The following is a 12,402-nucleotide window of genomic DNA, read 5'->3' on the forward strand; positions in this document are numbered from 1 at the left end:
TGAGCTAATTTATTTGAGCTAAGAATGTCACTTTCAACGATATCCGTAAAATACGAAAGGCGACCTTAGGCCGCCTCCGCTATCTTACCATTCAGAACTAACCGAGGATAGTCGCCAGTTCTGCACTGACTTCTGCTACTTTACGGGTTCCGTCCAGCTTAAAGTATTGCGTATTGCCCGCATCAGCTTCTTGACGATAGTAAGACACCAATGGCGCAGTTTGTTGATGGTACTCAATCAGGCGTTTGCGAACAGTGGCTTCTTGATCGTCTTTACGAATAGTCAGCTCATCACCGGTCACATCATCTTTATCTTCAACTTGTGGTGGGTTGAATTTTACGTGGTAGACACGGCCTGAGGCAGCATGTACCCGACGGCCAACAATGCGCTCAACAATCAGCTCGTCCGGAACGTCAAATTCCAGTACGTAATCAACCTTGATGCCAGCTTCTTTCATGGCATCAGCTTGAGGAATGGTGCGAGGGAATCCGTCTAACAGGAAACCGTCACGGCAATCATCCTGTGTGATACGCTCTTTAACTAATGCGATAACCAGCTCATCTGTCACCAGCTTGCCAGCATCCATAATTTCTTTCGCTTTCAGACCTAACTCAGAACCTGCTTTTACAGCGGCGCGCAACATGTCACCAGTAGAGATTTGCGGAATACCGTATTTCTCCATGATGAATTGAGCCTGAGTCCCCTTACCAGCGCCCGGAGCGCCCAGCAGAATGATACGCATTGCGTAAATCCCCTTGCTATGTAGTTTTTCTATGTGTTTTTACTTAAATAAGTCGAAAATGCGGAAAACGAACAACCATACCATTTTCAGGGGGGTTGGCTCAAGGCGTGCGAGGTTGCTTAATCGGATTGTATCTTGAGTACGATGGAATAATAGAAAGGTAATAGCCTTAAAAAAACATAAAAAAACATAAAAAAACATAAAAAAACCTCTGGCAGGTTATCTACCAGAGGCATTCTGTCACTCAATTATGCCGTTAATAACTGATTCATTCGGCGAATAAATTGGTTAGGGTCATCAAGTGTTCCCCGCTCAGCTAATAGAGCTTGGTCTAGCAACAACTCGACCCATTCAGCAAATTGGGCATCATCTGCCACATCTGCTGCGCGTTTAACCAAGCCATGTTCAGGGTTTAATTCAAAGATATACTTCACTTCAGGTGCCTGCTGGCCTGCAGCTGCAAACAACTTCGCCATTTGCGTGCTCATTTCATCGGCATCTGTTGTCACGATCGCAGGTGTATCGGTCAAGCGATGTGTCAAACGTACATCTTTAACTCTCTCACCCAGCAGGGTTTTAACCCGCTCGACAAATGGCTCCAGCGCCTTATCAGCTTCTTGCTGTTCAGGGCGTTCTTCATCTGCCAGTTTGTTTAATGAGTCATCTGCTTTACTGACTGATTGGAAAACTTTACCATCGAACTCAGTCAGGTAGCTCATCATCCACTCATCGATACGATCGGATAACAGCAAGACTTCAATGCCTTTTTTACGGAACAACTCCAGATGTGGGCTATTTTTCGCCGCTGCATAGCTATCAGCAGTGATGTAATAAATCTTCTCCTGCCCTTCGGCCATACGGCTAACATAGTCTTCCAATGACACTGTCTGCGCAGAGCTATCAGTATGCGTTGAGGCAAAGCGGAGTAACTTGGCGATAGTTTCTTTATTACTTCCGTCTTCAGCTGGCCCCTCTTTAAGCGCCATACCGAACTGCTGCCAGAACTGCTGATATTTATCAGCATCGTCTTTGGCCAATTTTTCTAGCATTTGCAGCACACGTTTAGTAAGCGCACTGCGAAGATTTTGAGTCACGCGGCTGTCTTGCAAGATTTCGCGCGAAACGTTCAAAGGCAGATCATTGGAGTCAATTAAGCCGCGGACAAAACGCAGATAGTTCGGCATAAACTGCTCTGCATCATCCATAATAAACACACGTTGAACATACAGTTTTAAGCCATGCTTGTGGTCACGATTCCACATATCCCAAGGAGCCTGTGCAGGGATATACAGTAAGCTAGTGTACTCCTGCTTACCTTCGACACGGTTGTGACTCCAGATCAATGGGTCGGTAAAATCATGGGCGATATGTTTGTAAAATGCTTTGTATTCGTCGTCAGTAATATCGGCTTTATTACAAGTCCACAATGCCTGAGCTTTGTTGATCTTTTCCCAAGTAACAGTGCCGTCTTCTTCATTCTTACTCTGCACTTCAACCGGCAGCGCAATGTGATCTGAGTACTTACTGATAACCGATCTCAGACGCCAATCATCCAGATATTCATCTTCGCCTTCACGCAAGTGCAAAGTGATCTCAGTACCGCGATCGTCTTTGGTGATATCAGCAATGGTGTAATCACCCTCACCTTCCGATTCCCAAAACACGCCAGCATCCGCTGGAGCACCGGCTGCGCGAGTACGTACAGTTACTTTATCGGCCACGATAAATGCGGAATAGAAACCGACACCAAACTGACCAATTAATTGGCTGTCTTTAGCCTGATCGGAACCAATAGACTCAAGGAATGCCTTAGTCCCAGATTTCGCAATAGTACCCAGATTATCAATGACTTCTTCACGGCTCATACCGATGCCGTTATCACTCAGGGTTAAAGTACGTTTTTCTTTGTCAAAAGATAAACGCACACGCAGCTCGCCATCTCCTTCGAATAACTCAGGATTAGACAGTGCACGGAAACGCAATTTATCGGCCGCATCAGAAGCATTTGAGATAAGCTCGCGCAAGAAGATTTCTTTATTGGAATAAAGCGAGTGAATCATCAAATGGAGAAGTTGTTTTACTTCAGATTGGAATCCACGGGTTTCTTGACCTTTCATACTCATTAATTACCTCAATCCAAATTACCGATAGGTACAAAATTGCACAATGAGGATTAAGTGGGGCCAATGCGGGGAAGTTTCAAGTCTCAATACAGAAAAAAACAGCGGATTTTGGGCGATAAGTTAATGATCACGAATAAAATTATTTATTTGATAATCAATAACAAAACAATCGCCCACACCATGATATGGCGTTAATACTTAATCGGATTACGCCCAGCTAACGAATGGGACAAGGTTGTGCCATCCACCATTTCTAGCTCGCCTCCGACTGGGACGCCATGTGCGATACGGCTCGCTAATACCCCATACTGACCGCACATCTGGCCAATATAGTTGGCCGTGGCATCACCCTCAACAGTTGGGTTAGTAGCCAAAATAACTTCAGTAATGGTTTCAGATTCAAGCCGAGTCTCGAGCAAATCCAAACCAATATCACCTGGGCCAATACCATCCATGGGGGATAAGTGTCCCATTAGCACAAAATAACGCCCACCGAACTGACCTGTTTGCTCAATAGCATGGATATCTGCAGGGCTTTCGACCACACAAATTTGGCCATTTTGCTGACGGCGTGGATTAGCGCAGATGGTACAGCGTTTTTGCTCGGTAAATGTGCGGCAGTCAGCGCAGTGGCCGATTTCAGACATTGCTCGGGTCAAAGACTGCGCCAAGCGCATTCCACCACTACGGTCACGCTGTAGCAATTGGAATGCCATACGTTGCGCTGATTTTGGGCCAACGCCCGGTAAACAGCGCAACGCCTCCATTAATGACTCTAGGAGTGGGCTGGTTTGCATCAGAATGGCATCTTAAAGCCTGGTGGCAATTGCATCCCACTGGACACAGAAGCCATTTTCTCTTTTTGCGTTTCATCGATACGGCGGGCAGCATCGTTCAAAGCCGCAGCGATCAAGTCTTCCAGCATTTCTTTATCATCTTCAACTAACAGGCTCGGATCGATTTCAACCCGGCGGCAATTATGCGCCCCATTAATTGTGACTTTTACCAAGCCCGCGCCAGATTCACCGGTAACTTCTAATTTGGCGACTTCTTCCTGCATCTGCTGCATTTTTTCCTGCATCTGCTGGGCTTGTTTCATTAAATTGCCAATACCGCCTTTACCAAACATAGTCATCTCTCATAGCAATGGGCCGCGTCAGTGCACCATGCACTTATCGCAGCAGTTAAACCGGCCGGATACTCTCTTCATCCAGTTCTGCGTCGAAGAAACGGCGCAGTGTCTGAATATTATTATCCCCGATAATTGACTGACGCGCTTGCGACAGTTTTTCTTCATAAATCGTCTGACGCCACTCCAACGGGGTGCGCTCCGCTGGATTATCATCTTCAACCACGCTGAGTGTCACAGCGAGGCCTCTTAATTCACTCAAAGCCTCTGCCAGCGCCTTTTGTGCCGATGGCGAATTTAAATGGCGCTGAGCTGAGCGTAGGTGAAGACAAATATTACCTGCTTCTATTTCTTCTTTAAATGCATTCAGCGCGAGTTGTTGCACCAATTTAGGAATTTGCAGCTTATCGATTTCCGCTGTCCATAGGTCACGCATCATGGCTTCTTCAGCTAATTTAGCCGAAAGCTCTGGCGTTTTTTCATGTTCCAGTGCCGTGCGCAGCGCTTTTGGCGTAGCAACTGGCTCCGCAACAGCATCAGGCTGATTTTGCGCAACCCAGCGATAAGCCTCTTCTTTTACTGGTTTTTTCTCTTCCGTTGATTTGGCGGCCAAACGCTGCTGGCTGCGCTCAGTCACCGAAGCTAAACGCTCAAGTGCTGAGTTTGCCGGCCGCGCTTTTCCTAGCGCCGCCGGTTCATTCTTTTTTGTGGTCGTCGTCCCCGACTGCCGCAGTAGCTGCGTGCGCGCTTGAAGAAGTTGCGCAGTAGAGTCGGGTAGCTGAGTACTGACTTGCGCGGTGGCGCCGAGTGGCGGGACATCATGCTGCGCATCGACTGGCGCGGTTTGTGAATTGACTGCCGAGCTTTGCGCATGGTGCTCATGTTGAGTTGCGGGTGCATGATGACTCACGGCCGCCGTCGGCGCTACTGCTGGCATCGCTTGAGGCTCAACAATTGTCGCCTTAGGATGAAAAGCCAATGCGCGTAATAACGTCATTTCAACGCCCATACGGCGGTCCGGCGCGTAAGCCAGCTCTTTGCGGCCCACCAAAAGTGTTTGATAATAAAGTTGTATATCAGCAGGCGGTAATGTCCGAGCCAGTTCACGTAAACGTGGCTCAATGGTCGCGTAGTGATTATCCAGCATCGATGGTAGCAACTGCACCATGGCAATACGGTGTAGTAGACTTAACGTTTCGACCAATAGGTTTTCCCAGTCGACGCCGCGTGATGCTGCTTGTTCTACCTGCGCCATGACCCGCGCGCCATCCGCACTGACCAATGCTTCGATAATGGTCAGTGGCTGTTCGTCATCCAGCGTACCCAACATCTGGCTGACCGTGGCTGTAGTAATACTCCCATCGCCCATTGCGACCGCTTGATCCGTTAAGCTAAGAGCATCACGCATACTGCCATCAGCAGCCCGCGCCAGTAATTGCAATGCGCGGGCATCACTACTGATTTGCTCAACCTGCAATATTTTCTCTAGCAATGTGCGAATAACTTCGACGTCGATCACTTTGAGATGGAATTGCAAGCAGCGAGAAAGAATCGTCACTGGCAACTTTTGCGGATCAGTGGTCGCCAGCAGGAACTTCACATGGGCTGGCGGTTCTTCAAGGGTTTTTAGCAGTGCATTGAAACTGTGGCGCGACAACATGTGTACTTCATCGATCAAGTAGACCTTGAAGCGGCCACGTGCCGGCGCATATTGCACATTATCCAGTAACTCTCGGGTATCTTCTACTTTCGTACGTGAGGCTGCATCTATCTCGATCAGATCGACAAAACGACCCTGTTCGATCTCAAGACAGTTAGCACAAGTACCGCACGGCGTCGCGGTAATACCCGTTTCGCAGTTAAGCCCTTTGGCTAACAATCGAGCGATTGAAGTCTTACCAACGCCGCGAGTGCCGGAAAATAGATAGGCATGATGAATTCGCCCTAAAGAAAGGCTATTGGCTAGCGCCGTCAGAACATGCTCCTGACCAACGACGTCTGCAAACGTTTGGGGGCGCCACTTACGGGCAAGGGCCTGATAGCTCATTAATACCGGAGAAGTTGGATAATCTAGAGGGTCATGCTAACACAGCCTCGCCACTGACAGCGAGGCCGATATTTTGAATACAATCAATGTCCGCTGAAGGACACCAAACTGTAGCAAGTAATTCCTTGCGGGGTGAGGCGAGCTTCGCCACCCAATTCAGGTAAATCAATGATAAACGCTGCGTCAGTGACTTCACCACCCAGCCGACGAATCAGTTTGACTGTCGCTTCGATTGTTCCACCCGTCGCCAGCAAATCATCGATGACCAAAACCTTGTCACCCGGCTGAATGCTGTCTGTGTGGATCTCGAGTTTGTCAGTGCCGTACTCTAGCTCATAGCTTTCACTGATGGTTTCACGAGGTAATTTACCCGGTTTACGTACCGGAACAAAACCCACTCCCAACGCTAAAGCTACGGGTGCGCCGAACAAAAAACCGCGGGCTTCTGTCCCCACTATTTTAGTCACGCCTTTATCCAAGTAGCGCTCAACCAGCATTTCAATGCTAGAAGCATAGGCTAAGGGATCTTCCAGCAAGCTGGTCACATCGCGAAACAGTATTCCCGCTTTTGGATAATCGGGGATGGTTTTGATACTGTCTTTAATATATTTAAGCTGTTGTGCTGTATTAGGTGCAGTAGCGGTCATAATTTGTGCCTGATAAAACTGCTGTACATACTAAAGCGCGGCCAACCAATGCGAATAACAGCACCAGCTGAGTAACTTACTCTATCTGCCAATGATGCCTCGATAGCTCAAGTTACCGCATCCTTAACCCTAAGGATGCAACGAGGGATCACCCCGCGCACGAAAACGCTCAAATCTATGCAAACTGACTTCAAAAAGCAACTAGTGTGATCGGCTCAGCGCTTATTTTGTTGCGATAGGTCAATTACAGGCATTCGCAACATAAAGGTCAGTAACACCGTTAATATGATAATCAATAAGCCTCTAACCCACCAAATTTTCACTAACCAAAGTGACAGGGAAAAAGTCGCGACAGTAACCAATATGGCTTTCCACTTTACGCCCGGCGGCAGAGCACGATGTTCCTGCCATGTGCGGATGTAACTGCCAAACCATGAACGATAGAGCAGCCAATTGTGGAAACGAGGGGAGGATCGAGCAAAGCACCACGCGGCCAACAGTAAAAAAGGCGTGGTGGGCAAAAGGGGTAACACAACACCCAAGGTGGCTAATATTACTGCCAGCCAACCCAAAATGATTAACAACCAACGAGACATACACTCCCTTTATGCACATTACTGCGCTCATCAACATGCCTTATCATTAACGCATGCACTGTTTATCATCAACAGTTATTCTTGCCATTATTTCGCGCTGTACTTTGATATCCACGATATCCACTTTATTTCGCCACCCCTTTACTTGTCACGCCAATCATTCGAAGGCAAGCTGGCGGGAAAACACCGAGGAGAAGCACCATGAGTACAGAAAAATTATTGCAGGTGCTTGAAAGCCAAATTGAGGCATTATCTGCGCAGGTTGGCCCTCAAGCCAACACGCCCTCACAGCAGGCGCGTTTTGACCTGAATTTATTTAGCAATCATGGTAACCGTTTTCGTGATTATCTGCTGGAAGTGCGTAAAAACATGGCTCAGCTAAAGCAAGTTGTAGCAGAGAATCGAACCCAACAAGTCGCCTTTCTGGCCGAGAAATTAGTCGCGCAAATATCTGCATTGCAAAGAGAATTGGCAACACAAAAATTAAGGACATCCAATCCTGAGCCAAAAGATAATAAATTGGACCTTTACCATAAGCTGGCTGAACATCAGGATTATGAGCGGCGTATTCTAGCCATGATTCAAGACAGAGAAAGCATGCTTGGTCAGCAAAGTTTGCTCTCCGAGCAGCAAAAACTACAAAAAGAACTGGCGGCGTTGGAAGGCCGTTTATTACGTTGCCGACAAGCATTGATAAAGATAGAGCGCAATATTGAGAAAAAAGAGAACGGATTTTGAATATTTGTCACATTTTTTGAATCATTAGGGTTTCGACAGCAAATAGTTTTCTATAATGTTTTATATCGTCACTATGCAATGTTGGTTACATTATGTCAGTTGAAAAAGCTTCACCAGAACTGCAACTGGCAGTAGATCTTATCTACTTGCTGGAATGCAATGAGATAGCGCCAGAAACAGCATTGGCAGCATTGGAGATCGTGCAACTTGATTATCAGCGTAAACTTCGCCGCCAAACTTCAGAATAAAATAATTAAATAGATAGGGCGCAAATAATTTACCCTATCTATTATCGTGAGTGATGATGTCTATCCCCTGCCAGCCAGAAAACCTCAAGCCAGCGGTTTATTGATATCGGGTAATTCAGGTTTACACTCACTCAAATTAGCGCGTGGGCTTAGTGGACTTTGTGCCTCAATCGGGCGGTTAACTTCCTGAACTTGGGTCCCATCCGGTTGATGCAAATACACCTCTAACTGATTAAAGGCGATATTGATGTCATTCTCGCGACATAACTTATCAATCGCTCGATTCAATTCATCTACCGTATAGCTACGATCGCCAAGTTCACGCACATACACACGTAACTCGTGATCAAGGGTGCTAGCGCCAAAATCCAAGAAGAAGACGTGCGGCTCAGGATCAGTCATGACCCGTGGATTCTCATGAGCGGCTTGAAGAAGGATCTCTTTTACTTTTGCTAAATCAGAGCCATACGCGACCCCAACCTTAATAATGATACGGGTAACCGTGTCTGACAGCGACCAGTTGATCAAACGCTCAGTCACAAACGCCTTATTCGGAACGATCACTTCTTTACGATCAAAATCGGTAATGGTTGTCGCACGAATACGTATTTTGCTGACCTTACCCGAATAGGTACCAATGGTAATGGTGTCGCCAATACGGACAGGGCGTTCGAACAGAATAATCAAGCCAGACACGAAGTTAGCGAAAATTTCTTGTAAACCGAAACCTAGCCCAACAGAAAGTGCGGCCACCAGCCATTGTAATTTATCCCACGAAACGCCGAGTGAACTGAGTGCTGTGATTCCCCCAATAGCGGTAATGAGGTAGGTCAAGATCGTGGTAATCGCATAGGAGGTGCCTTGGCGTAGTTGTAAACGCGACAACACCAATACCTCGAGTAAGCCCGGTAAGTTACGCGTCAAAATATAGGCGGCCGCCAATGCCAATAAGGCTACGAGGAAATTACCTAATGTGACAGCCTGAGTGACAACTGCCCCTGCCACGGTTGAGGTGTAATGCCACAATGAGACACTGTCCAGATAAGAAATCACGGTTATCAAATCAGCCCATACCCAATAGAAACAGGTACCGAAAATCAGGAACAGTGCCAAGGTGGTCAGACGTAATGACTGTTGGTTGATTTGATCCATTGCCAGCGGTGGCTCTTCGACAGGCTCACTACCCTCAGCCCCTTCTTTCACCATGCTTTGCCGCCGAGCAATCGCCCGACGATATGCCAGACGCCGTGCCGCAACGCCCAAGCCACGGATCGCCGTAAGATAAACAATATTCCATAAAAAGAGTAAGTACAGACTATCAATCCAACGCCCGGCCAGTTGAAGTGCCGTATAAAAATACCCAGCAACCATTAATCCAATCAATACTATGGGGGTAACAGCCACGGCGGTTACAATCACTAGCCTTACGGCATGAGTGTCCTTTTCCCGCCAGCTATCACGACAAAATGGATAGACGAATAATGCCAGTAGTGCCAACGCAATGACAATGACCACCTGCCCGATGACATCATCTACTAACCGAAGTGGACTTTTTGTCCCCAACGCAAACCAGAAAATCACAGGAATTAATGCCATCGCCAAACGCACCAATTGACGGCGATAATGCGCGCATCGTTCACTCGCTATCATAAAGTGCCGTTCAGTGATGCCTCCTGGGGATAGCATACGGTAGGTGAGGTCAAATACCAGCCAGAGCAAGGACAACCGCTGGAAGAAGCTCCAGAGTAAATCACTGAGATTGAAACCCGAACGTAGGCACCAATAGCCGATGCCAAGAATAATTAAGCTACCTGGTATCACCTTCAGTAAGGTCAGTAAGATGGCTTTTGGAGTGTGCATTTGACTATCGTGCTTTAATTGCCCGACATCAGCGGCTAGCCTTGTCAAATGCTCATCGATAATTTTATAGCGGGACCGGAGGACCCCCACCACAATCATCATCGGAATCAGAAAAACCAATGACTTGAGTAAGCCAGCTAAAACATCATCCAGTGACAGTGTAAAATGAAAATTACTCAACTCAGCCTTTAGTGCACTCGGTAATGCTTTTAACCAAGTCCAATCCATCGGTTTATTGCTGCTTACCCAAAAGATCTGCTGCGTCAGTGTATGTTGCAATGATTCATTTACGCTGAGTAACTGCTGTTGGTTAATTTGCAGATTTATAGCCAGCGTCAACTGGTTGCCGAGTTGCTTATTCAGTTGGTCTAAGAGTTCTCGGCGAATATCAACGATCTGCCCCAGTGCTTCCTCAACATCAGGGCTGATAGTTTCTTTGCTATCCTTCATCAGGGTTTCAATATAATCATTCCCTTGGAATAACTGGTCACGCTGCTGATTAATTTCAAACTGCTCAAGGCGCAGGTCAGCAATGCGCGGCCCCATATTGGTTATCAAACCCGATGCCGGCAAATTGAGTTGCTGCTGATAGAGAATTCGGGAAAGCAGCAAGCTGCCACGTAATATCGTGATTTGCTCTTTTAAATTTCGTTCAGACTGTAGGGCGCGATCTAACCAGTTTTTGACTCGGATATTCTGTTGTACCAACGTATTACCTTCTTTCGTGGCACTAATCAGCTGCTGGCTAAGTTGTTTGTTAATGGCCAGTTCGCGACTCACCAATGGGTCATTTTGGATATCAGTGGCATCACTGGGGGCTTGCGCTTCTTTGGCTGTTTTCTCGGAAAGAATTAAGCGCTTACCGCTGACCACCTCTTGCAGTAGCTGAATGTAACGCTCAAGTTGATCGATGTGCGCAGTGGTGTAATCCCGCTGTTTTTGAAGCAAATCTTGCAGCGTGGTATTGGCTTCCAGATATTTACGTTGCAAGTCTAACTGTGCGTTTAGCATAACCTGCTCAGTCAGTAATTCTTGCTGTTCAGTCGGGCGCTGAACATCTTGATTAGGTAATAGTCCATTGAGTTGATTGCGAATCTGCATTAATCGCATCGATGCGTTGTACATCGCACTCTGTACACGTTCTGGCTGTGTTTGCAGGGAAATAAGTTGGCTATTATAAGCCGAGAGATCTTCTTGAGCAGATTGTAAATCATCCAACGTTTCATTCAGGCGTGACTCTAGCTGCCGCAATGAGTAATTAGCCAGTGTTTCACGCGTTAAAGTATCCGCTGAATTGTTGTTGAGAGCATCCAGTTCGGCAGTTGCTTGGCGTAATTTTGCCGGTGCCTGTGCAACTTGCTGTTTAAGTTGGTTAGCTTCCTGCTTAGTTCGCTCAATCGTATCAAGGTATTCCAGCGTTTTAGTCAAATCTTGCTGGGTGAGTTTCTCTGTGGGCGATAAGACTTTCTGTTTTGACAAGGCATCAAGTTGACTCAACACTTCACTACGAGTCGGCACATCGACATTGATATTGGCCGCCTCGCTGAACGATGAAAATAGCAATGAAATAATTAGCAGGAAAACCATCGTTTGGAATCGTAATACTATTACGCCTGCCGACGGTATGATTGGCCACGAGATCGATAGAGAGAATTGATTGTGAAATCTGCTGTTCATATTGAACTTCATTTCAACAAGAAGGCTGAAATCCTATCACGTTCAGTCTCAAGCCATCAGTAAGAAAATTCTTTCTGGGCGTGAATAACTGTAATAATGCGGGCTGTTACGCATTTGTTATTGGATAACATGCAACTGCCAGCATTAGCGACGAGATAGAAAACCGAATGGATAGGAAATTGTTAAATTGCTATCCATTAACTTACCGCTATTCATTAACTCACTTAGAACGTTAGCACTTTCTCAGCCGCCAATGTCCACTGAGCCAACTCAACTAATGTGCCTATTTCCACACCATCTACCAGTGTTAGCCCACTTACGCCACGAGCATCTGCACAGGTCTTACATAATTTAATCGGTACATTCTGCGCGCTAAGAATTTCCAACATCTGTTGTAAATTATAACCTTCTCGTGGCTGTTGCCCGTTAATCCCTGCAATAACAGCATCAGACATGAGAAATAGGCGTAAATCGAGATCGGTTTGTTGCTCTTTTAGTGCGATAGATAAACGCAGAGCATTAAAGAGTGATTCATGACCATAAGCAGCCCCGTTTGCAATCACAACCATTGAACTCATAACACGCTCCTTATAAT

11 protein-coding genes and 1 other annotated feature are annotated in these 12,402 nt (G+C 46.6%); of the genes, 2 read left to right on the plus strand and 9 right to left on the minus strand.

The features are described from left to right. Window positions 1-97 precede the first annotated feature (97 nt). The 7 genes from adk to DA391_RS16725 all read right to left on the minus strand — a co-directional run bounded on the left by adk (window position 98) and on the right by DA391_RS16725 (window position 7,284). Window positions 98-742, minus strand: a complete 645-nt coding sequence (gene adk / locus DA391_RS16695) for an adenylate kinase (protein ID WP_050082644.1) — start codon at window positions 740-742, stop codon at window positions 98-100. Window positions 743-990: 248 nt separating this feature from the next. Continuing rightward, window positions 991-2,859 (minus strand): molecular chaperone HtpG, encoded by a 1,869-nt coding sequence (gene htpG / locus DA391_RS16700; RefSeq protein WP_050873650.1) that lies wholly within the window; start codon window positions 2,857-2,859, stop codon window positions 991-993. Between the two features lie 197 nt (window positions 2,860-3,056). Beyond that, the gene (recR, locus tag DA391_RS16705; RefSeq protein WP_108088006.1) at window positions 3,057-3,662 is read right to left on the minus strand and encodes a recombination mediator RecR; all 606 of its coding nucleotides are present in this window, start codon (window positions 3,660-3,662) and stop codon (window positions 3,057-3,059) included. Then, window positions 3,662-3,994, minus strand: coding sequence for a YbaB/EbfC family nucleoid-associated protein (locus tag DA391_RS16710; RefSeq protein WP_004718772.1), 333 nt, complete (start codon window positions 3,992-3,994; stop codon window positions 3,662-3,664). The genes recR and DA391_RS16710 overlap by 1 nt, the downstream gene beginning before the upstream one ends. 55 nt (window positions 3,995-4,049) lie before the next feature. Beyond that, window positions 4,050-6,041: a DNA polymerase III subunit gamma/tau gene (gene dnaX / locus DA391_RS16715; RefSeq protein ID WP_108088007.1), complete on the minus strand. Its 1,992-nt coding sequence runs from the start codon at window positions 6,039-6,041 to the stop codon at window positions 4,050-4,052. Next, window positions 4,656-4,720: a sequence feature (DnaX frameshifting element), on the minus strand. (Overlaps the previous gene by 65 nt.) An 83-nt stretch (window positions 6,042-6,124) precedes the next feature. Beyond that, a complete protein-coding gene (gene apt, locus DA391_RS16720) occupies window positions 6,125-6,688 on the minus strand; it encodes an adenine phosphoribosyltransferase (RefSeq protein WP_019212861.1) in 564 nt (187 codons plus the stop codon). Window positions 6,689-6,903: 215 nt separating this feature from the next. Then, complete coding sequence (locus DA391_RS16725; protein ID WP_050286521.1) at window positions 6,904-7,284, minus strand: DUF454 family protein; 381 nt, start codon at window positions 7,282-7,284, stop codon at window positions 6,904-6,906. A 201-nt stretch (window positions 7,285-7,485) separates the two neighbouring features. Here DA391_RS16725 and priC point away from each other — a divergent pair, with 201 nt between their 5' ends. Together priC and rsmS are read left to right on the plus strand one after the other, a co-directional pair. After that, complete coding sequence (gene priC, locus DA391_RS16730; RefSeq protein WP_050873606.1) at window positions 7,486-8,022, plus strand: primosomal replication protein PriC; 537 nt, start codon at window positions 7,486-7,488, stop codon at window positions 8,020-8,022. Between the two features lie 92 nt (window positions 8,023-8,114). Continuing rightward, on the plus strand, window positions 8,115-8,270 hold the full coding sequence (rsmS, locus tag DA391_RS16735) for a pleiotropic regulatory protein RsmS (protein WP_019212864.1): 156 nt from the start codon (window positions 8,115-8,117) through the stop codon (window positions 8,268-8,270). Between the two features lie 84 nt (window positions 8,271-8,354). Here the strand turns inward: rsmS and mscK are convergent, their stop codons facing one another. Both mscK and DA391_RS16745 read right to left on the minus strand, forming a co-directional pair. After that, complete coding sequence (mscK, locus tag DA391_RS16740; protein ID WP_108088008.1) at window positions 8,355-11,807, minus strand: mechanosensitive channel MscK; 3,453 nt, start codon at window positions 11,805-11,807, stop codon at window positions 8,355-8,357. Window positions 11,808-12,031: 224 nt separating this feature from the next. Then, window positions 12,032-12,385, minus strand: coding sequence for a DsrE/DsrF/TusD sulfur relay family protein (locus tag DA391_RS16745; protein WP_050082636.1), 354 nt, complete (start codon window positions 12,383-12,385; stop codon window positions 12,032-12,034). Window positions 12,386-12,402 lie beyond the last annotated feature (17 nt).

The sequence above is a fragment of the Yersinia massiliensis genome (genome assembly GCF_003048255.1).
Taxonomy (GTDB): domain Bacteria; phylum Pseudomonadota; class Gammaproteobacteria; order Enterobacterales; family Enterobacteriaceae; genus Yersinia; species Yersinia massiliensis_A.